Annotated in this window: 17 protein-coding genes; 2 read left to right on the forward strand and 15 right to left on the reverse strand. The window is 66.4% G+C overall.

What is annotated here, in order from left to right; translation table 11 throughout:
• Nucleotides 1-11 precede the first annotated feature (11 nt).
• The 9 genes from MJ205_RS18310 to MJ205_RS18350 form a co-directional block, all read right to left on the reverse strand.
• The gene (locus MJ205_RS18310; RefSeq protein WP_239809766.1) at nucleotides 12-1,214 is read right to left on the reverse strand and encodes an MFS transporter; all 1,203 of its coding nucleotides are present in this window, start codon (nucleotides 1,212-1,214) and stop codon (nucleotides 12-14) included.
• 76 nt (nucleotides 1,215-1,290) lie between these two features.
• On the reverse strand, nucleotides 1,291-2,049 hold the full coding sequence (locus tag MJ205_RS18315) for a 5'-methylthioadenosine/adenosylhomocysteine nucleosidase (RefSeq protein ID WP_239809767.1): 759 nt from the start codon (nucleotides 2,047-2,049) through the stop codon (nucleotides 1,291-1,293).
• Nucleotides 2,050-2,120: 71 nt separating this feature from the next.
• Entirely contained in the window at nucleotides 2,121-3,809 is a 1,689-nt protein-coding gene (locus tag MJ205_RS18320; RefSeq protein ID WP_239809768.1) for an AMP-binding protein, read from the reverse strand.
• 187 nt (nucleotides 3,810-3,996) lie between these two features.
• Complete coding sequence (locus MJ205_RS18325; RefSeq protein ID WP_239809769.1) at nucleotides 3,997-4,869, reverse strand: hypothetical protein; 873 nt, start codon at nucleotides 4,867-4,869, stop codon at nucleotides 3,997-3,999.
• A 153-nt stretch (nucleotides 4,870-5,022) separates the two neighbouring features.
• A complete protein-coding gene (locus MJ205_RS18330) occupies nucleotides 5,023-6,255 on the reverse strand; it encodes a M48 family metallopeptidase (protein ID WP_239809770.1) in 1,233 nt (410 codons plus the stop codon).
• Nucleotides 6,256-6,358: 103 nt separating this feature from the next.
• Entirely contained in the window at nucleotides 6,359-7,759 is a 1,401-nt protein-coding gene (gene gorA, locus MJ205_RS18335) for a glutathione-disulfide reductase (protein WP_239809771.1), read from the reverse strand.
• Between the two features lie 168 nt (nucleotides 7,760-7,927).
• Nucleotides 7,928-8,992, reverse strand: a complete 1,065-nt coding sequence (fba, locus tag MJ205_RS18340; protein WP_239809772.1) for a class II fructose-bisphosphate aldolase — start codon at nucleotides 8,990-8,992, stop codon at nucleotides 7,928-7,930.
• A gap of 121 nt (nucleotides 8,993-9,113) precedes the next feature.
• A complete protein-coding gene (locus tag MJ205_RS18345; RefSeq protein ID WP_446715092.1) occupies nucleotides 9,114-10,463 on the reverse strand; it encodes a histidine kinase dimerization/phospho-acceptor domain-containing protein in 1,350 nt (449 codons plus the stop codon).
• Between the two features lie 2 nt (nucleotides 10,464-10,465).
• On the reverse strand, nucleotides 10,466-11,167 hold the full coding sequence (locus MJ205_RS18350; RefSeq protein WP_239809774.1) for a response regulator transcription factor: 702 nt from the start codon (nucleotides 11,165-11,167) through the stop codon (nucleotides 10,466-10,468).
• A 99-nt stretch (nucleotides 11,168-11,266) separates the two neighbouring features.
• Between MJ205_RS18350 and MJ205_RS18355 the strand changes: the two genes are divergently transcribed.
• Nucleotides 11,267-11,974 carry a phosphatase PAP2 family protein gene (locus MJ205_RS18355; RefSeq protein ID WP_239809775.1) on the forward strand — a complete coding sequence of 236 codons (708 nt, stop codon included), beginning with the start codon at nucleotides 11,267-11,269 and terminating at the stop codon, nucleotides 11,972-11,974.
• A gap of 29 nt (nucleotides 11,975-12,003) precedes the next feature.
• On the opposite strand, the gene MJ205_RS18360 is transcribed toward MJ205_RS18355, so the two are convergent.
• The 6 genes from MJ205_RS18360 to MJ205_RS18385 form a co-directional block, all read right to left on the reverse strand.
• Entirely contained in the window at nucleotides 12,004-13,227 is a 1,224-nt protein-coding gene (locus MJ205_RS18360) for a DUF1513 domain-containing protein (protein ID WP_239809776.1), read from the reverse strand.
• A 9-nt stretch (nucleotides 13,228-13,236) separates the two neighbouring features.
• Nucleotides 13,237-14,406 carry an imelysin family protein gene (locus MJ205_RS18365; RefSeq protein ID WP_239809777.1) on the reverse strand — a complete coding sequence of 390 codons (1,170 nt, stop codon included), beginning with the start codon at nucleotides 14,404-14,406 and terminating at the stop codon, nucleotides 13,237-13,239.
• Nucleotides 14,403-15,953: a di-heme oxidoreductase family protein gene (locus MJ205_RS18370; RefSeq protein ID WP_446715093.1), complete on the reverse strand. Its 1,551-nt coding sequence runs from the start codon at nucleotides 15,951-15,953 to the stop codon at nucleotides 14,403-14,405. The genes MJ205_RS18365 and MJ205_RS18370 overlap by 4 nt, the downstream gene beginning before the upstream one ends.
• A 29-nt stretch (nucleotides 15,954-15,982) precedes the next feature.
• On the reverse strand, nucleotides 15,983-17,185 hold the full coding sequence (locus MJ205_RS18375) for an imelysin family protein (protein WP_239809779.1): 1,203 nt from the start codon (nucleotides 17,183-17,185) through the stop codon (nucleotides 15,983-15,985).
• A gap of 458 nt (nucleotides 17,186-17,643) precedes the next feature.
• The gene (gene pyk / locus MJ205_RS18380; protein WP_239809780.1) at nucleotides 17,644-19,089 is read right to left on the reverse strand and encodes a pyruvate kinase; all 1,446 of its coding nucleotides are present in this window, start codon (nucleotides 19,087-19,089) and stop codon (nucleotides 17,644-17,646) included.
• A gap of 211 nt (nucleotides 19,090-19,300) precedes the next feature.
• Nucleotides 19,301-20,743, reverse strand: coding sequence for an aminopeptidase P N-terminal domain-containing protein (locus MJ205_RS18385; protein WP_239809781.1), 1,443 nt, complete (start codon nucleotides 20,741-20,743; stop codon nucleotides 19,301-19,303).
• A 106-nt stretch (nucleotides 20,744-20,849) separates the two neighbouring features.
• Between MJ205_RS18385 and MJ205_RS18390 the strand changes: the two genes are divergently transcribed.
• Complete coding sequence (locus MJ205_RS18390; protein ID WP_239809782.1) at nucleotides 20,850-21,353, forward strand: NUDIX hydrolase; 504 nt, start codon at nucleotides 20,850-20,852, stop codon at nucleotides 21,351-21,353.
• Nucleotides 21,354-21,373: the final 20 nt, after the last annotated feature.

Genomic DNA, 21,373 nt, shown 5'->3' on the forward strand with positions numbered 1-21,373 from the left:
CCCCGCGCGCGCTACACCTGCTTGGGCCGCAGGCACCACAGCGCCGTTGCGGCCATCGAGGCGGCGAGCATCAGCACCCAGAGGGCGCCCAGCTGCCACTGCTCCAGCGCCAGGCCAAACAGAAAAGGGGCGCTGGCCTGGGTCATGCGGGCCGGCACCATCAGCAGGCCTTGGCGCTGGCCATAGCCTTGCGCGCCAAACATCGCCAGCGGCAGCGTACCGATGACGACCGTCATGATGCCGTTGCCCAGCCCAAAGGCTAACGCATAGGCCCAGGCACCCGGTGCACCAAAAACCGCCAGCAGCAAGGCCGCCAACGGATAGGCCGTCACGGCAATGCGCGCTGACCATAGCGGATGGGCGCGGCGCAGAAAAGCATAATCTGCAATGCGGCTGGCCACCTGGGCAGGGCCCACTAGCGCTGCCGCAGCCACGGCCGCTGTCGCGCTGGCGCCGCTGACCATCAGCAGGCGCGGCAGGTGCGACATCATCGAGGTGCCGATGAACCAGATCGCTGCAAAGGTCAGCGCCAGCAAGACCAGGCTGAGCCACTGGCCCCGCAAAGCAGCGGCAGGCGCGGCCGCCGGCAAGCCCGTTGGTGGTACCACCGCATCGGCGCCGGCACGCGCGGGCGCACGGGGCAGGCTCGCATGCAACGGCAGCAATACCAGCAACTGCACCCCCGCCCAGACCTGGCAGGCTTCGCGCCAGCCCCAGCCATGCAGCAGCCAGGTGGTCAGCGGCCAGCTCAAGGTGCTGGCAAAGCCCCCAAACAAGGTGATGCCGACAATGCTGCCCCGCGCTGCCTTGCCGTAGAGGCGCACCGAGGTGGCAAAGGCCGCCTCGTACAGCCCCGCTCCCATCGCCAGGCCGAGCAGCAACCAGACCGCAAACAGCTGGACCTGGGTCTGCACCTGCGACAGCAGCACCAGCCCCAGCGCAAACAGCAGGTTGGTGGCCATCAGCAGCGGGCGCCCGCCCCAGCGGTCGATCAGCCGCCCGGCCACTGGCCCGGTGAGCGCCATCATCAGCAACGCCACCGAGAACGCGGCAAAGATGCGCGATGGCGGTATGCCCAGGCTCTCGCCCATCGCGCCGGCCAGGATGGCGGGCAGGTAGAACGCCGAGCCCCAGGACAGCATCTGCCCCAGGCCCAGTTTGCAGGTGGTCAGCACCTGGCCGGGCGCAAAGGATGGAGCGGAAAAAAGGGGCATGGTCAGATCAAGGCAGCGCGCCATTGTGACCAGGCTTGCCGCGCTGCTCAGTCACCCGCGCTACCGGGCCGGCCATTCAGCGGGCCGGCAAGCTCCGCACCAGGCTGCCGATGATGTGCTGCGCATAGCGGCTGGAGATCGTTTGGATGAAGCGGGGAAAGTCCAGGTGCGCGCTGTCATCGGCCCGGTCGGAGATGCTGCGCATCGCAGCAAACGGCAAGCCGTGGTCGGCGCAGACCTGAGCGACGGCGGCGCCCTCCATCTCGACGGCCAGCGCATCCATGCCCGCTGCCCGCAAGCCGCTGCGCAGGGCCTGCACTTCGGCGGCGCTGCTGACAAAGCGGTCGCCGCTGACGACGAGACCCTGGTGCATCTGCGGTGCGGGCAGGCCCAGTTCGGCCGTCCAGGCGGCTGCGCCACCGGCCAGGCATTGCTGCACGGCCACGGCCAGCTGCGCGCTCAGCGCAGCATCGCAGTCGAAAAGGGTCCGGCCATAGCCCGGCACCTCGTAGCGCGGGAAGATCGGCGAGGCGTCCAGGTCGTGCTGCGCATAGCGGGTGGCCACGACCACATCGCCCACCTGCACACCGTCGCCCAGGCCTCCGGCCACACCGGTAAACACGATGCCGCGTGCGCCAAAGCGCTCGATCAGGGTCGCCGCCGTGCTGGCCGCCGCCACCTTGCCAATGCCCGACAGCGCCAGCACCACCGCCTGGCCGTGCAGCTGACCGCAGCTATAGCGGCGGCCGGCATGGTCGTGGATGCGGGCATCGGTCAGCAGCGCAGCAATGCCGGCCTGCTCCTCGGGAAGGGCGCTGAGAATGGCAAGGGTCACGTCGGAATCCAGAAAAGGCAAAGCGGAGATTGTCGCTGCAATCTCCGCTTTGTCTTACTGGTCTGCGGCGCTCAGGCGTTGGTGCTTTGGTCGCGCAGCTCGCGCCGCAGGATCTTGCCGACCGGGGTCTTGGGCAGGTTGTCGCGGAACTCGATGTACTTGGGCCGTTTGTAGCCAGTCAGGTGCTCGGCGCAATGGGCGCGCAGCTGTGCCTCGGTCACATCGGCGGACTTGCGTACCACCACCAGCTTGATCGCCTCGCCGGTCTTCTCGTCGGGCACACCGACCACCGCGCATTCGGCCACGCCGGGGAAGGAGGCGGCCACGTCCTCCACCTCATTGGGGTAGACGTTGAAGCCGCTGACCAGCACCATGTCCTTCTTGCGGTCGACGATGCGGAACATGCCATCGGGCTCCATGATGCCGATATCGCCCGAGCGGAAGAACCCGTCCTCGGTCATGGACTTGGCCGTCTCGTCCGGGCGCTGCCAGTAGCCGGCCATCACCTGCGGGCCGCGTATGCACACCTCGCCGCGCTCGCCTTGTGGCACCGGCTCGCCGGCATCGTCGAGGATGGCCATGTCGGTGCCCGGCATCGGGTAGCCGATCGAGCCCGAGGCCTTCTGGCCGGTGCCGACGAAGTTGCAGCTGGCCACCGGGCTGGTTTCGGACAGGCCATAGCCTTCGACGATGGGCTGGCCAACGCGCTGCAGCCAGCGCTCGGCCACGGACGACTGCACCGCCGCGCCGCCGCCCACGACCACGCGCAGGTTCTTCCAGTTCACCTTGTCAAAATCGGGGTGGCTCATCAGGCCGTTGAACAAGGTGTTGACGGCTGGCAAGGTATGGAACTCGTACTTGCCCAGCTCGCCCAGCACCGCCTTCATGTCGCGCGGGTTGGGGATCAGCAGCACCTGGTGCCCAAGGCGCATCGACAGCAGAAAACAGACCGTGAACGCGAAGATATGGTAGAGCGGCAGAGCACAGACACACAGCGGCTGCTCCCCTTGCGGAATGGTCTTGAGCGCCGGCCCGTACCAGGCCTGCACCTGCAGCACATTGGCGCCCAGGTTGCGGTGCAGCAGCACCGCGCCCTTGGCTACGCCGGTGGTGCCGCCGGTGTACTGCAGCGCCGCGACATCGTCCAGCCCGATCTCGACCGGCGAGAAGCTGTGGCGCTCGCCCTCCCGGATCGCATCGGGGTAGCGGATGCTGCGCTCCAGGGTGAAAGGCGCGACCAGCTTCTTGCTGTGGCGCACCACGTAGTTGACGATGCTGCCCTTGATCAGACCCAGGCAATCGCCCATGCTGCAGACAATGATCTTCTCGAGCTGGCGGTGGGCCGGGCAGTTCTGCACGGTGGCGCCAAAGTTCTCCAGCACGATCATCACCTTGGCGCCGCTGTCCTTGAGCTGGTGGTCCAGCTCCGAGGCGGTATAGAGCGGGTTCACATTGACCACCACGAGGCCCGCGCGCAACACGGCAGCGACAGCCGCCGCATACTGCGGCACATTGGGCATCATCAGCGCTACGCGGTCGCCCTTGGCCAGCGGCAAGGTCTGCAGGTAGGCGGCCAGCGCCACGCTGTAGTCGTCGAGCTGGCGGTAGCTGAAGCGCGCGCCCATGAAATGCAGCGCCGTGCGGTCGGCGTACTGGATGAAGGCCTGGTTGAGCAACTGCACCAAGGTGGGAATGCGCTCAGGATCAATGTCCTCGGGAATCTCTGGGGGGTAAGTGGCCAGCCATGGGCGTTCGGTCATGCACAAGTCTCCTGTCGGTCATACAGCGCGTGCCGGCGCCCAGTGCGCCCGGCTTGCTGTTGAGCCATGTTGTTCGATGTGACCCTATTGTGCAAATTCTGGGCCCATTCCAAGTCTGGATATACCCGTAAAAAGACAAAAAAAAGCCATGACCGAGGCCATGGCTGCTGCAGAGCAGGGGAAGCGATCAGCGCTTGGCGGGTGCGGCCGCGGCAGGGGCTGTCCCAGCAGGGGCAACCACCGACGCTGCTTTCTCCTCAGCGGCCTGCGGATTGGGCTTTTCCTTGCCAAACAGTACATCGGAGTCGTCCTGCTTGGTCTCGTAATACGGCTGCTGGTCGATCTCGTAAGGGAAAGGTGGCACGGTCAGCACGCCATTGAAGTAGCCGGTGCTCTCACGCATGGAGCGCGCCAGTGCTTGCGCCCAGCGGTCCAGCGAGCGGCCAGCGGCCAGAAAGTCCACGCTGCTGCGGATCGGCGGACGCACCAGGCGCTGGTCCACCAGCACCTGCGCTTCGACATAGCCGCCATTGCTGGTGGTGAACTGGTAGGACACATAGGCCACCGGGCGCGCAAAGTAGACACCAGCGGCCTCCAGGCGGGATGCCATCGCCGCATCGTTCTGCGCCAGCCAATCGCTGCTGTTGGCGGTGCGCTTGATGCGCAGACAGTCCACGCGGCCAATGTTCAGGCCCTGGGTGCGCTCGACCAGCACGCCCTTTTGCTTGGGGCAGTCCTGGGTCCAGACGGTGTTCTTGTTGTTCAGGTCATCGACGTTGGAGCGCAGCGACATCACGCCCACCAGTTCGCCCAGCCTGGTGCGCATCTGCCAGAGCTTGGCCTGCAGCGGCTTGTCCTTGGCCAGGTCTTCGGGCAGCACATCGAGCACCTCGCTGTCGGTGCCCCAGTAGGTCCAGCGCAGGTCCGTGTTCTGGTCCATGGACACGAGGGTGCGGCCCACCGGCTCCACATTCGAAGGCAGCGGCGCGCAGGCGCTCAGCACCACGGCTGCGGCGGCGCACCCCAGCCAGGACAGAGAACGGGCAGCGGAAAAAGACATAGACGGATCCTGAAAACAGTGGCGGCGGCCCACAGACAGCGCGTGGCCTGTGCCACACCGCCAAGCCCTGCATCATAGCAAGGCCGTTGCGGATTCTGTCTGAGGCCGCCGGGCTGAATCAGGAGACTTTGGCAGCGAATGTATCCAAATGCTTCACTTGCTCTGGCAACTGGCCGGCAGGTACTGTTGCGCCGCGCCATCAGCGCTGCAATGCCAGACCACCTTGCCGCCCTCGCCCTGCATCGGCTGCATCTGCAACTGGCCATGGATGGTCAGCGCGGTCAGCGACATGTCCTCGCTGTCATACATCAGCCTGCCTTCCTGCTCGGGCGACACACCGGCATCGGACAGGGAGTCAGGCACTTCTTCATAGGTCTGGTAGTAGCGCGACAGCGCCTGGCGCACCGGCTCGGCTTGGGTCCATTCCTTCTCGAAGGCCTCCTTGCCCTTTTGCGACTGCATGCCTTGCATCAGCATCTGGCTGAAGGCACCCCCACCGGCGCCGCCCTTGAGTGCCGGTATCGCGACCGCAGCAGCGATACCGATGATCGCGATCACCATCAGCAGGCCCACCGCCCCGCCGCCAGCCCGGCCGCCATAGGGCACGAACAGCGCAAACAGATAGGAGAAGGGATTGCGTCCCGGCATCTTGATGCCGGGGCTGATCATGCGCGCCACGCGCTTGGTCAGCCAGGGGTAGCCACTCAGCAGCTCGTGCAGATCGGGGAAGAAGCCCCGGTTGCTCATGGTCTGGCGCGCATACTGCACCAGATTGATGGTTTTCCACTTCTGCGCGCCAGCGGCGAGCACCGACAGCGCACGGCCTGCGGACTCCGAGCCTTCGCAGCAGGCGCGGCCGTGCAGGTCGCAGGTGTACTCCTTGGCACGCGCGTAGGCGGCCCCGACCAGCGGCAGCCACAGCACTGGCATGCGCCAGAAGTGCCCGGCCAGGTGGCCCTGCTTGATATGGCCCAGCTCATGACCGAAGTAGAAGTTGATGCCATCGGGCAAGGCACGCATGGCGTCGACCGTGTCGCTCAGCACGATGACGAAGTTGCGGCCCAGAAAGCGGGTCGCAAAGGCATTCATCAAGCCATCGCCTTGCAGCAGATAGGCCTCGGGCGGGTCGACCAGCTCCAGCTTCTTGCAGCATTGCAGGTACTGCAGATACAGCTCGGGGAACTGCTCGTCCGACAGGCGCACGGCAGTCCCGCGCAGCCACGCAATCAATGCCGACTGTGCAAAAAGATAAAAAATGAAACCGACAAGCAGGTAGATCAGCACCGTGCCCAGGGTCAGCAACAAGATCAGCAACCATGCCAACAGACCCAGAACCAGGGTGATGGCGCCCAGTGTCCGCTCGCGCGGATACACCCACTCCTTCATATGTATCTCCTCTGTAAAGAGCGCGTATCATGCCCGAGACACGCGGCCTTTATAGAGAGAATTTATAAGATGTTGCAAAGCAGCAACTGCCGCGATTTGAAGCTTACTTGCGGCTTACTTCGCGCAAGGTGACCAGCTCTTCGGCCATCGTCGGATGGATGCCGATCGTCTGGTCAAACAGCGCCTTGGTGGCGCCGGCCTTCAGGGCCACCGCAAAGCCCTGGGTGATTTCGGCGGCATCGGCGCCGACGACATGCAGGCCCAGCACCTTGTCGCTGGCGTCATCGACGACCAGCTTGACCAGGCAGCGCTCGCTGCGTCCCGACAAGGTATGGCGCAGCGGCTTGAAATCGCTGCGGTAGATGCGCACGGCCCCATGGCGCTCGCGGGCCTGGGCCTCGGTCAGGCCGACAGTGCCGATCTGCGGATGGGTGAACACCGCCGTCGGGATGTTGTCGTAGTCCATGACCCGTGCATCCTTGCCGGCATCGGGGCTCCAGATATGGTCCACCCAGGCCATCGCTTCGGCCAGCGCCACCGGGGTCAGCTCCATGCGTCCCACGACATCGCCCAGCGCATGCACGCTCGGCTGGGCGGTGGCCATCTGCGCATCGACGACGATGGCGCCGCTCTTGTCCAGCGCAATGCCCAGCGCCTCCAGCCCCAGGCCGCTGACGTTGGCCTTGCGGCCGGTGGCGTACAGCACCTGGTCGGCTTTCAGGGTGCTGCCATCGGCCAGGGTCAGGGTGCGCTCGCCGCTGGCAGTGTCGCAGGCAATGGACCTCACCTCCGTTTTCATGCGCAGCTCCACCCCGCTCTTGCGCATTTCCTCGGCGACAAAGCTGCGCACCTCGTCGTCAAAGCCGCGCAGAATCTGGTCGCCCCGGTGCAGCAGGCTCACCTGGACGCCCAGCCCGTGGAAGATACTCGCCATCTCGCAGCCGATGTAGCCGGCGCCCACGACCACCAGGCGGCGCGGCAACGTAGCCAGGTCAAACATGTCGTCGGAGACGATCACATGCTCGCTGCCGGGCAGGTCCGGGCGCACCGGCGTGCCGCCGGTGGCGATCAGGATATGGGCAGCGTGCAGCGTGCGCACATCGGCGCCATCGGCAGAAACCACCACCGTGTGGGCATCGGTCAGACGGCCCTGGCCGGCAATGCGCTCCACCTGGGCATTGCGCATCAGGCCTTCATAGATGCCATTGAGGCGGGTGATTTCCCGCGCGCGTGCTGTCTTCAGCGCCTGCCAATCCAGCGCAATGGTCTCGGGCATTTGCCAGCCATAGCCACGCGCCTCGTCAAAGGCCTCGGCGTAACCGGCCGCATAGCTGTAGAGTTTTTTGGGAATGCAACCGACGTTGACGCAGGTGCCGCCCATGGCCTTGGACTCCACCACCGCCACCCTGGCGCCCCGCGCTGCCGCCATGCGTGCGGCCCGCACGCCCCCCGATCCGCCACCAATCACCACCAGGTCCAGGTCCCAGGAATGGCTTGTCTGCATGCTGTGCGCTCCTTTGTTTGCGATGCATGGCATTGTGCAAAAACACCGGCCGCAGTGCGCGTGTGCGGTTATCGCCGCATCGCGTAGGCCCAAAAGCAAAGCCTGCAATGCGGGTGCGATTGCAGGCTTTGGCGCCCAGTGCCCCAGGCACTGGCAACGCAGGCAGATTTACTTCACCAGCTGGGCCAGGTCGCCGGCGCTGTACTTCTTGGCCATCTGCTCCAGGCTGTAGCCCTTGATCTTGCCGCCCTGGCCTTCGCAGCCGAACTCGATGTAGCGGGCCTTGCAGACTTGCTTGGCGGCTTCACGGGCGGGCTTGAGCCATTCGCGGGCATCAAACTTGTCGGGGTTCTCGGCCAGGAACTTGCGCACCGCGCCGGTCATCGCCAGGCGGATGTCGGTGTCGATGTTGATCTTGCGCACGCCGTACTTGATGGCTTCCTGGATCTCTTCGACGGGCACGCCGTAGGTTTCCTTCATCTTGCCGCCGTACTGGTTGATGATGGCCAGCAGCTCCTGGGGCACCGACGAGGAGCCATGCATCACCAGATGGGTGTTGGGGATGCGGGCATGGATTTCCTTGACGCGCGAGATCGCCAGGATGTCGCCGGTGGGCTTGCGGCTGAACTTGTAGGCGCCGTGGCTGGTGCCGATGGCAATGGCCAGCGCGTCCAGCTGCGTGGCCTTGACGAACACGGCCGCTTCCTCGGGGTCGGTCAGCATCTGGCTGTGGTCCAGCTTGCCTTCGGCGCCAATGCCGTCTTCTTCGCCGGCTTCACCGGTTTCCAGGTTGCCCAGGCAGCCCAGCTCGCCTTCGACGGTGGCACCGATCTGGTGGGCCATCGCGACGACCTTCTGGGTCACATCGACGTTGTAGTCGAATGACGACGGGGTCTTGCCGTCGCTCATCAGCGAGCCGTCCATCATCACCGAGCCAAAGCCCAGGTTCAGCGCGCCCTGGCAGACTTCGGGCGTCGTGCCGTGGTCCTGGTGCATCACCAGCGGGATGTGGGGGTACATCTCGGCAGCAGCCTGGATCAGGTGCTTGATGAAGGGCTCACCGGCATACTTGCGGGCGCCGGCGCTGGCCTGCAGGATCACGGGCGCACCCACTTCGTCTGCCGCCGACATCACGGCCTGGACCTGCTCCAGGTTGTTGACGTTGAAGGCAGGGATGCCGTAGCCATTTTCGGCGGCATGGTCGAGCATTTCGCGCATCGAGATCAAAGGCATGGTGGTCGTGTCCGTTCTAATGCAAAGAAAGAGTGCTGCAGCGGCCACAGCAGCCGCGTCAACACCCTGGATTCATGTCTGCGGCATGGTAACCGCTTGGTAACTGCCTATTTTAGCAAGCTCAGGCCATCTGGGCGAGCGGCATACTGAGGCGGTAGCAAGTGGTATAGGGCGCCAGCGCCTGCGGCTGCGCAAAACTGCCCCCGTGCAGCGCCATGATGCGCTGCACGATCTGGTGGCCCAGTTGCAGGCTGTCCACCGGTTCGTGCACGGGCTGCTGCTGCACGCGCCCGCCATCGTCGCAGACCTGCAGCCAGCACTGCCCCCCGTCCATGCCGCCCTGCACCTCGATCTGCGTGCCCTCGGGGGTGTGGCGCAGCGCATTCTCGACCAGGTTGCGCAAGGCCACCTCCAGCAGCACGGCATGGCCTTTCACCCACAGTTTTTCAGGCATCTCTACGGCCACGCTGCTGCCCCGGCGCCAGGCCGCCTGCGCGTACTCAGCCACCATGCTGCGGGCCAGCTGCGCCAGGTCCACCGGCGCGGCCTGCTGGGTCAGCGCCACCCGGTTGCTGCGGGCCAGCGCCAGAATCTGGTTGAGCACATGGCCTGCGCGCAGCGCATCGGCATGCAGGCGCTGCACCGCCTGGGCCTGCTGGGCCGGGTCCAGCCCGCCTTGCAGGGATTGCGCATGCAGGCTAATGGAGGCCAGCGGCGTGCGCAGCTCATGGGCGACCTGGTTGGCCAAGGTCCGCTCGCGCTCCATCGCCTCGTCATTGCGGTCCAGCAAGCTGTTGAAGGCCAGGGTCACCGCCCGGAACTCCTGCCAGTTATGGCCGGTGGACAGGCGCTGGCCCTGCTCGGGTTCAAGCTGCTCCACATCGCGCGAGAGCTGGGTCAGCGGCTTGAGGCCGGCGCGGATCGTCAGCCCCAGCACCAGGGTGACGACCGGCAGCAGCCACAAACCCGGCAGAATCATCTGCCCGGCAATGTCATCGGCCAGGTCATCGCGCTCCTGCAGGTTGACCAGTACCGCCACCTTGCGCGTGTGTTCGGTGTTCCACTGGGTAAAGGTACGCCAGACCTCGTGCCTCGCGCCCAGCTGCGCATCAAAGAAACCGCTGCGTCCATCGGCAAAATGCAGGCGCGGCGCACTGCCGACGTTGAGTACCAGGTCACCGTCGGCGGTCCAGACCTGCAGACTCATCGACTGCTGGTAGTCATGCGCATGCAGCCCCGGCAGCGGCACCCGCTCGGTCGGCAGGCCCGCCGGGATTTGCGCGCTGTAGGGAATGTTGAGCACCAGCGCGGCGACGCCGGCCAGGTGCCCGTCGGTCAGCTCATCGGCCTCTTCGATACCGGTTTGGTAGGCCCAGTAGACAAAGCTGGCCCAGACAACCACCAGCGCCCCCAGAATCCAGACCAGCAGCCGGGTGCGCAGCTGCGGCAGGCGCAGGGGCTTGGCCGCCAGGTTCACGATGCCTGGTCCTGGGGCATGAAGTAGCCCACGCCACGCATCGTCAGGATGTAGTCGGCGCCGAGCTTTTTGCGCAGGTGGTGGATATGCACCTCCACCGCATTGCTCTCGACCGAGGCATCAAAGCTGTAGAGCTTTTCTTCAAGCTGCTGGCGCGACAGCACCCTGCCATGGGCCTGCAGCAGGATCAGCAAGATCGTGTAGGCCCGGGGCGAGAGCTCGACGCCTTCGTCCCGCAGCCGCACCTGGTGCAAGGCCGGGTCCAGCACCAGGTCGCGGTAGTGGATCAGCGGATTGGCGCGGCCCGCCGCGCGGCGGACCAGCGCGCGCAACCGGGCCTGCAGCTCTTCGGCATCGAAGGGCTTGGAGAGGTAGTCGTCCGCGCCCAGGTCCAGGTTTTCAATGCGGTCATGCACGCCGTCGCGGGCCGTCAGCACGATGACCGGCGTCGCCGGATCGGGCAGGCTTTTGCGCAGGCCCGTGGGCGGCGGCGCATTGCGCAGCTGCTGCAAGAGGCGCGAGCCGTCGCCATCGGGCAGGCCCAGGTCGAGCAGCACGACGTCAAAGCCCTCGGCCGTCAGCGCACGCCAGGCCTCGGCCAGTGTCGGGCACCAGTCCACCGCATGGCCGCGCTGCTGCAGATTGGCCTTCAGGCCCTCGGCAATGCCGGCATCGTCTTCCACCATGAGTATGCGCATGGCTGGCATTGTGCATGAGTTGCGCCACCGCGCCTATGCCCGGCGCCCTGCACCTGGGACATTAAGAAGCCCTTAAGCCGGTCGGCGCAGCATGCAATGATGCCTTCCTGCCCTCCCGTCCCCCTGACCGAACCCCGCCCCGCTCTCTACAACCCCCGCTGGCTGCTGGCCACCGTGCTCAGCTTTTTGCTGATTGCGCTCTGGGATGTCTCGGGCCAGGACCTGGCGCTGGCCCAGGTCTGGGGCACCGCCGAGGGCTTTGCGCTGCGCGACGACCGCTTTCTGGTCACCTACATGCACCAGGGCATGCGCAACCTGGGCTGGGTGATCGTGCTGACCTTGAGCCTGGGCGTCTGGATGCCCTTTGGCCTGCTGCGCAAGCTGCCGACGGCCCGCCGGGTGCAGCTGCTGGTCAGCATTCTGGCGTCTCTGGCGGTGGTGGCCATCCTCAAGCGCAGCAGCGCCACCAGCTGCCCCTGGGATCTGTCGGTCTTCGGCGGCGTGGCCGAGTATGTGTCGCACTGGCGCTGGGGCGTGCATGACGGTGGCGCTGGCCGCTGCTTTCCAGCCGGCCATGCGGCGGCGGGCTTTTCCTTTGTCGGCGGCTATTTTGCGCTGGCCCGCGATACACCGCGCGCCGCCCGCTGGTGGCTGGCCGTGGCGCTCGTGATGGGCCTGCTGCTGGGCCTGGGCCAGCAGATGCGCGGCGCCCACTATATGAGCCACACCTTGTGGACCGCCTGGCTGTGCTGGACCGCAGGCCTGGTCATCGACATGGGCATGGCACGCCGCCGTCTCAGCGCCTGAGCGCCTGAACCGTGCCGGGGCGCTGCCCCTCAGCCCATCAAGCGCCAGTGGTTGTCGAACATCAGGCCGGTCACCGTGTCCAGCGCAGGCACCGCCCGGTCGCTGCTGCGGCTAGTCCGCTCGGCCACCCCATGGCCGCCGCCGGCCCATAGCCGCCCGCCATCGCGGGCCACCGGGCAGACTTCGCTTTGCGGGCTGCTGCCCAGGTAGCGCGCCTGGGCGTCAAACCAGGCCATGCAGTCGGACTTGGGGCAGCTGACGACAAACCCCCCTTGCGCGAGGGGCGCGCATTCCACGCTGCCGCCGTAGCCGGCCAGCGGTGGCTGGTCCTGCGCCAGCTGCAGGCGCTGGCCGTCCCAGACGGCGAAGATGGGCGCGCTGTGGCGCCGCGCATCGCCATGCTCGGCCTGCAGCGCAATGCCCAGGCGCTGGCGCGCGGCATCCCAGGCCAGGTGGCGGATCGACAGGCGCGGGTCGGGCAGCTTCCACTGGCCCAGCAGGCGCCCATCGGCCGGGTGCAGTGCGACCAGGGACGGGTCCATGCTGTCCAGCCATTTCTTGCTGCGCCCGGTCTCGCTTTGGGTGGGAATGCCGCCATTGGCGACGACCAGGGTGCCGGCCGGCAGACTGCCCAGCGCGGCCGGCAGCACCAGCAATTCGTGCGGATCCATGCCATGGCTGCGCCATTCGGCCAGCTTCTGCAGGTTGGCGGCATCGCGCAGCCCGATGCAGCCCTGGCTGTCTTCCAGATCGGTTTCGGTGGTGAAGAGAATGCCGCTGCGGCCTGCACCCGCTTGGGCCTGCCAGGCCTGCGCGGTGGCGGGCGCCGCCAGCGCCACATGGCCGTTGAAGCAGCGGTCCTCTTGCATCCAGGCCCATTGCAGCGCGTCCGTCTTGGGCTGCCAGCGCAGCAGCCAATCGCCGGGCCGGCGCGCGGCAAAGACCAGCTGGCCGCCCGGCAGGGTTTGCACGCCATGGCCGCGTGTGGGCAGCGGGGTGCGCGCTGCCATGCGCCAGGCATGGCCGCCGCCGGCCTGGGGCAGTACTTCAAGCACACCGGCCCAGTCCTGCGCCATCGCACTGGGTCCATCGCGCCAGACGGCTGCGAGCCGGCTTATACCCGCCGTACTGCCCGCCGTGCTGCCCGCATCGTTGGCAAAGGACAGCTCGGCAAGGCCCAGCGCGCCCATCGCCGACGCGCCCAGCCCGCGCAGCAGCGCGCGCCGGGGCCGGGATGTGGATAACACCGTCACCGTTTGCCCTCAGTCGCCATCGCTGTCGCTAAAGCCCAGCGGAATATCGAGCGCCGGCGCCACCTCGGCCTGGTACAGCGCGGTGATGCCCTTGAGCTTGGTGGCAAGTGCCAGAATCTCGCTGTTGGCCTGCGCGCCCTCCTTGGTGGGCAGCGTGCCTGGCGCCGGCATCGCGGCATCGGCCGCGCCCATGGCCTCGCGCCAGCGCTGGGCCAGCCCGATATGGCCCTTGCTGAGCAGCAGTGCTTCGATCGAGATCAGGTCCTTGCCGGGCACCGGGGGCAGCTGGCGCTGCGCCGGGGTCAGCAAGGCCTGGGCATGCAGGGCCTGCCACTGGGTCTGCCACTCGCGCCAGTTGTCGGCCATTGCGATGCGGGCAAAGGCGGGGGCCTTGTTGCTGCCCTCGGCCACCTTGACCGGCTTTTCCATCTGCGCCCAGCGCAGCCGCTCCAGCCCGCCCAGCCACTGGTTGATCCATTCCTCGATCGCCGCGCCCGTCTCCTTGGCGCCGGGGCTGGCGGCATCTTCAGCCTCGCTCTCCGAGCCTTCGACGCTCCAGGTCTTGCTGCGCAGGGGCTCCAGCGCCGCCTGCAGGCTTTGGGCCTCGGCGCTGATTGCCCGGGCCACCTGCACCGCAAACGCGCACTCCGGGCTGGCCGGCTGCAGGCCCTGGCTCAGCAGCCAGTCCAGCGCGCCAAAGCCCTTGGCAGGTGTGCCCACCAGCTCCATGTCGGCGGTGGTCTGCGGGCCTTTCTTGACGGCGCGGGTGATCAGCGCCGTGCGGATCGGCGTGAAATCGATCTGCCGCAGCGAGCGGCGCTCCACCAAGGGCCCGACGCTGGGCGTGGACAACTGCAGCCAGGCGGTATGGCTGCGCTGCCACTGGCCGCGCAGCTCTGCTGCCGCCGTTTTGGCGGCACCCGCCGGCCCGGCGCAGTAGCTCGTCAGTGCCTGGTCCTGCGCGTTGGCGGCCTGGGTAAACGCCGCCGCGCGCGCTGGCAGGTGCTGGCCATACAGGCTTTGCAGCGCCTGGGCGGCCGTGTAGTAGGGCATGGGGGTGTCCGCGGCCTGCGCCAACGGGGCAAGGCTGCCCGTGGCGGCCAGGGCCGCCAGGGCGCAGGCCCTGCCCAGCGATTGCGCGGCCGTCACAGGCTTAGGCTTGGTACCGACTTGCGTCATAGCGACTCCACAAACTTGACCAGGGCCTCGCGCTCGGAAGCCCCCATGTTCAGCACCTGCTGCTTGGCCTGCTCGGCCTCGCCGCCATGCCAGAGAATGGCCTCCAGCACGCCGCGCGCACGGCCATCGTGCAGCAGTCGCTGGTGGCCGTTCACGTCCTGAATCAGGCCAATGCCCCACAGCGGCGGCGTGCGCCACTGCTGGCCGTTGGCCAGAAAGTCCGGCCTGCCATCGGCCAGCGCCGGGCCCATTTCATGCAATAGCAGATCGGTGTAGGGCCAGATCTTCTGGCCAGCAATGTTCTTGGCCGTCAGCCTGGGGAAGGGGCCGGGGCCGGTCACATAGCTGGGCTTGTGGCAGACGGCGCACTGCGCCTGGGCAAACAGGCGCTGGCCCAGCTTGACGGCCGAGTCATTGATGTTGCGGCGGGCCGCAGGCGCCAAGGTGGCCTGGTAGAAGATCACATCGTCGAGCGTCTTGTCGTCGATCTCGGGGGCATCGGCGCGCGCCTGCGCCGCCGTGCGGCCGGCGGTGGATTTGTCCAGTCCGCCGCCATGCGGTGCGGCCAGGCAGTCCTTTTGCGCCGGGGTGCAGTTCTCGTTCGGGAAGATGCGCGAGGTGATGCCCATGTCGCCCGAGAAGGCGTTGGCCGTCTGGTGCGCGACGCTGGGCGAGTTGGCCTTCCAGCCGAAGCGGCCAATCGCCTCACGCTGGCCATAGGCATCCCAGACGCGGTTGACCTGGCCCTTGATGGGGCCGGCCAGCGCCGCCTGCTCCTGCACATTGGCGAGGATGTCGGCCTCGGCAATGGCCTCGATCAGGCCCACGCCCACCACCTGGGGTGCGATGCGCGGGCTCAGCATCACATCCTTGGCCATCGGGCCGTAGCCCAGGTCGGTCAGCTCGTAGCGTGGCTGGATGAGTTCGTAGGCCGTGCCATCGGCAAAGCGGCCCTTGATCGGCGTGCCGTGGATGCGCACGATGCCCTCTGGCTTGACGCCCTGCACGGCCGCGTTGTTGAACTGGTCGCCATAGGTCGGCTCGGGCACCACGCCCGCATGCGGGTCGGCCTTGCCGGGCACCGACAGGCGGATCAGCAGCGCCACCGTGGGCTCGGGATCGGGCCCCAGCGTGCGGTGGAACTCTGGCGGCTCACCGCGCCCATCCATGACGTGGCAGCCCGCGCAGCTGCGGGCAACGAAATGCGGGCCCAGGCCATCACGCAGCCGGGTCGAGGCCGGTGCCTCCACCCAGTTGCGCTTGAAAAAGGAGTTGCCGATGACAAAGCGCGTGCGCTCTGCATCAGCCAGCGAAGCAAAAGGAAACGAGAACGCGTTCTTGCCGGTGGCAAACACCGTGGTGTCGCCGCCGGTCATCTCGCTGGGGTCTTGCACGGGCGCCGCTGCGGCGGCCTCGGCGGGGGCGCTGGTCTGCGCCACGCTGGCCTCCGGGCGCAGGGCCACCACCAGGGCGGTGGCCGCGCACAGACCCGCTGCTGCCCATGCCAGCCGCTGCGCGCGGCCACCGGGCTTGTTGTCATTCATCATCACAGACATAGTGCAGCAACGGTCCTTCGTCAGGGCTGGACCAGGGTCAGCTTGGTGATGCCGATGGCATTGGCCGCCTGCACCAGCAGCTTGGACTGCTCGGTGGCGCTGTCCACCGCCGCCTGGATGCGCTTGCGGCCCGGTGCGTCGGCGCCGCCAATGATTTCTCGGTCGAACGGGGCCTGGATGCCTTCGGTCGCCTTGACCGTGCTGGCGATCTGCGCGCTGGTCTTGCCCGACAGTTCGGCATTCTTGGCCGCCACCAGGTCGGCCAGCGAGGCCACCTTCAGGGTCGAGCCATCGCGGCGCTTGTACTGGCCCAGCCAGACGTTCTGGATGCCGGTGGCATTGGCGACCATGTCGCGGTGGGTGTTGTCGGAGAAGCAGGAATGCTCGTCTTCCTGGTCCTGCGAGTTCAGCGGCACTTCCATGCGCTCGCCCGCCAGTTCTCCGCGCGAGAGCGAGCCCAGGCCGACGATGATCTTGCGCACCGACTCCACGCCGCCCTTGTCGAACTGCGCGCGGTAGTTCTTCTGGCCCGGCGCCCAGGCCTTGGTGACGCTGGCCAGGTCGTCGATCAGCAGCTCGGTCACCACCTTCAGGTAGAGACGGCGGCGGTCGGCGTTGGCGCGCTTGCCATCGACATAGTCTTCAAACGAGCGGTCGCCCGGGCCGGTTTCGGACAGGTCCTGGCCCCAGAGCAGAAACTCGATCGCATGCCAGCCAGTGGCAATGTTTTCCTCGCCGCCGCGCTCGTTTTGCTTGGCCAGGTTGGCCTTGGTGATCTTGAACTTGGGATCGTTGATGAAGCCGGCGTTGGGCTTGCCCTCGACATAGTCCACATAGGACTCGTCCATCGGCCAGGCATTGATCTGGCCTTCGGGGCCGTTCTCGTCATCGATCGGGCCGCCGTAGAAGCGGAAGGCCTCCGTCTGACCATAGAACTCACGCGCGTCGAGCCAGCTCTTGCGTGCGGCTTCCAGCGTCTCTTTGGAGGGGGCTGCGAGCAAGGCGGCAATGGCCTTTTGCATGTCGCGTGCCGATGCCAAGCTATCGCTGTAGTTGGCGTAGACCAATTCGCTGTAGCCCACTGCCACCGCACGGGCGTCCAGCTTGCCGGCCTTGGCGGCCGCCGTCTGTGCAAACGCCGGTGCAGACACGCCGGCAACTGCGCCCAAACCCAGGCCCAAGGCCAGCCCCAACACCGAACGGCGTACTAGTCGTTGCGACATAGATTCCCTCTTCCAAAAAAACATGCAGGCACAGCGGCGCTGTGCTGCTCAACAACAAGGGTTTGGCTGGGCTGCTATAGGCGTGCGTGTTGTGAATTCTTATCGCAGCAGCTTGGCTAGGTGGTCGAAAGCCAGGCGGGTGAAGCACCGGTCTGCCCCTGTCTCCGGGGGCAAGAAAGCCTGGTTTCGAATGGCTTCAGCGCAGTCCCTTGGTCCACACGGGCGTATGGGCAGGCTCGCTGAGCGGCATAGTATCGCCGCAGTCACAAATCCGCACAACCTGGGACGGATCTAGCGATCCTCTGCAGGGCCCTCGCCCAACGGGATGGACGCGGATCGGGATGCGGCGCATCGCGCCTTTTGCCGTCGAGCCGTAGCCGGGGTTTTGCAACGGGTACCCATGCGACAAAAAAAGGGCGCCTGCAAGCGCCCCGGTACCGGTCAAAGGCCAGGCGGCTTTAAAGCACGCGGCTGATCTTCATCATGTTGGTGCCGCCGGGCGAGCCCATCGGCTCGCCACAGGTGATCGCATAGATATCGCCGCTTTGCACGATATCGCGGGCCTTCAGGTGCACCTCGGCCTGGGCCAGCGCGGTGTCGCGGTCGGCGCTGGTGTCCATCAGCAACGGGCGCACATTGCGGTACAGCGCCATCTTGCGCTGGGTGGCCACCTTCGGCGTCAGCGCGTAGATGGGGATCTGGGTGCGGTGGCGGCTCATCCACAGCGCGGTCGAGCCGCTGTCGGTCATCGCGACCAGGGCCTTGGCACCCAGATGGGTGGCAGTGAACAGCGCGCCCAACGCGATGCTCTGGTCGATGCGCTGGAAGGTCTTGCCCACAAAGTCGGTGTCCACATCCCAGTCGGCCGAGGCCTCAGCCTGGGCGCAGATGTCAACCATCTCCAGCACCGTCTCCAGCGGGAACTTGCCGGCAGCTGTCTCGGCGCTCAGCATCACGGCGTCGGTGCCGTCCAGCACGGCATTGGCCACGTCGCTCACCTCGGCGCGGGTGGGCACGGGGTTGGTGATCATGCTCTCCATCATCTGCGTGGCGGTGATGACCACCTTGTCCATCTCGCGCGCCATGCGGATCATCTTCTTTTGCAAGGCCGGCACCGCCGCATGGCCCACTTCCACTGCCAGGTCACCGCGCGCGACCATGATGCCGTCGGACACGCGCAGGATGTCTTCCAGGTGCGGAATCGCCTCGGCACGCTCGATCTTGGCAATCAGGCCGGGGCGGTGGCGGTACTCGGCTGCGGCCACCATGCACAGCTGGCGTGCCATTTCCATGTCGGTGGCGGTCTTGGGAAAGCTGACGGCTACGTAGTCGGCCTGGAAGCTCATCGCGGTCTTGATGTCCTCCATGTCCTTGGCCGTCAGCGCCGGCGCGGTCAGGCCGCCGCCCTTTTTGTTGATGCCCTTGTTGTTGGACAGCTCGCCACCGAGCTTGACGGTGGTGTGCACCGCGTCGCCCAGCACACCATCGACGGTCAGCACGATCAGGCCGTCGTTGAGCAGCAGCACATCGCCCGCGCGCACATCGCGGGGCAGCTCCTTGTAGTCCAGACCCACGCCCTGCAGGTCACCGGGCTCCTGGCGGGAGGCATCGAGTACAAACTTCGCGCCCGGCTCCAGCATCACCTTGCCTTCGGCAAACTTGCCGACACGGATCTTGGGGCCTTGCAGGTCGGCCATGATGGCCACTTCACGGCCGGCACGCTGCGCCGCCTCGCGCACCATGCGGGCGCGGTCCACATGGTCCTGCGCCTTGCCGTGGCTGAAGTTCAGACGCACCACATTGACCCCCGCACGGATCATCTCTTCGAGCAGGGCCGGCTCGCTGGAGGCGGGGCCCAGCGTGGCAACAATCTTGGTGGCGCGGCGGATCTTGGGCGAAATCATGGACAGGTCCCTGTGTCTTTGTCTCAAAAGTGGGGCCGGCCCTGTCACCAGATACCGGCCCGATGTAATTCAGTTCCATTCTGACACGAGAAACAGCCACTGCGAGTTACAGCGCGGTTTCATTCGATGTGCGTTTGCACAATGGAGCGGCCCATAAAAAAACACCTGCAAGGCGCCAGGCCCGGCAGGTGTTGTGTAAACGCAGGTCGGATCAGGCCAGATCGGCAGGCCGGGGCGCGCCATCGCGCATCAGCGCTTCGATCTCGTCGGCCTTGACCGGCACGCCGCGCGTGAGCAGCTCGCAACCATCGTCGGTGATCAGCGCATCGTCTTCGATGCGGATGCCGATGTTGTGGAACGCTTCAGGCACGCCATCGGCCGGACGCACATAGATACCGGGCTCGATGGTGGTCAGCATGCCGGGGCGCAGGATGCGGCTGGGGCGGTTGAGGATCAGCTCGCCCGAGAGCGGATCACGCCGCTCGCTGGTGTGGCCGACTTCGCTGGGCTCGATGTAGCTGCCGCAGTCATGCACATCCATGCCCATCCAGTGGCCGGTGCGGTGCATGTAGAACTGGAAGTAGCTGCGGTTGTCGATGACATCCTGCACGCTGCCGACCTTGTTCTTGTCGAGCAGGCCCAGATCGAGCATGCCCTGCGCAAGCACGGCGACGGTGGCGTCATGCATGTCGTTGAAGCGCTTGCCAGGCCGGGCCAGCGCAATGGCCGCATCCTGGCTGGCCAGCACCAGATCGTACAGATCGCGCTGCGGGCCGCTGAATCTGCCATTGGTGGGGAAGGTGCGGGTGATGTCGCTGGCATAGCCATCGAGCTCGCAGCCTGCGTCGATCAGCACCAGCTCACCATCGCGGATGGGCGCCGCATCGGCGCGGTAGTGCAGCACGCAGGCATTGGCGCCAGCGGCCACGATGGAGCCATAAGCGGGGTACTGCGAGCCGTATTCGCGGAAGGCTTGCAGCAGCTCGGCATCCAGGTGGTACTCGCGCACATCCTGGCCGGCGCGGAGCATGCGGGCCGAGCGCTGCATCGCCAGAATATGGGCGCGGGCGCTGATGGCCCCGGCGCGGCGCAGAATCGGCACTTCATGCGCATCCTTGAAGAGCCGCATTTCGTCGAGCACGGTGCACAGGTCGCGCTGCTGCTCGGGCACCAGTGCGCCATAGCGGGTGCGGGCACGCACGCCATTGAGCCACTGCGCCACTGTGCTCTCCAGCCCCTGGTGGATCGCAAACGGGTACCAGACCACGCTGCGGTTCTCCAGCATCTTGGGCATGCGGGCGGCCTGCTCGGCGACCGAATAGGCCTGCGTTACGCCCAGGGCCGCCACCGCTGCCTCCGGGCCCAGGCGGTAGCCGTCCCAGATCTCGCGCGCCAGGTCCTTGGGCGCGCAAAACAGGGTGGTCTTGCCATCGGCGGTGATCACAAGGCTGGCATGGGGCTCGGTGAAACCGGTCAGGTAGTAGAAATAGCTGTCGTGGCGGTACAGGAAGTCGCTGTCGCGGTTGCGCGGATGCTCGGGCGCCGTGGGGATGATGGCGATCCCGCCTTCGCCCAGCTGGCGCGCGACCTGGGCGCGGCGCTCGGCATAGACGGACTGTGCGGGTATGGCTGGGGTGGGGGCAGGTGCGTGCATGGCGCTATCGTACTGCAGAGCATGGCTGCAGCGCCCGAGCTTGCATGGGCGCGGCAAGCCCTTTCGCCGCTTTTTATAATTTCAGCGACTTGGCACATAATGCCGCATGCCCCACCGCTGGAAACCCAACGTCACCGTGGCCGCCGTCATTGAGCGCGATGGCCGATTTTTGCTGGTCGAGGAAGACACCTCGGACGGCATCCGCCTGAACAACCCGGCGGGCCATCTGGACCCGGGCGAATCCCCCATCCAGGCCTGTGTACGCGAGGTGCTCGAAGAGACGGCCTTCGACTTCAAGCCCTCGGCCCTGCTGGGCATCTACATGAACCGCTTTGTACGGACCAAGAGCGGCGCGGACACCACCTATATGCGCTTTGCGTTCACCGGCACTGTGGGCGCCTTCTATGAAAACCAGCCGCTCGACGAAGGCATACGCCGCACCGTCTGGATGACCGCCGATGAAATGCGCGCCGAGGCCCACCAGATGCGCAGCCCGCTGGTGCTGCAGTCGCTGGACGACTACCTGGCCGGCCAGCGTTTTGCGCTGAACCTGATCTACACCGATGCATCGGTGCTGGTGCAGCCCGATGGCGTGAACCCGCTGGAATAGACCCCGGAAGGCCTCAGGCA

The sequence above is a fragment of the Comamonas sp. B21-038 genome (genome assembly GCF_022387135.1).
GTDB classification, from domain to species: Bacteria; Pseudomonadota; Gammaproteobacteria; order Burkholderiales; family Burkholderiaceae_C; genus Comamonas; species Comamonas sediminis.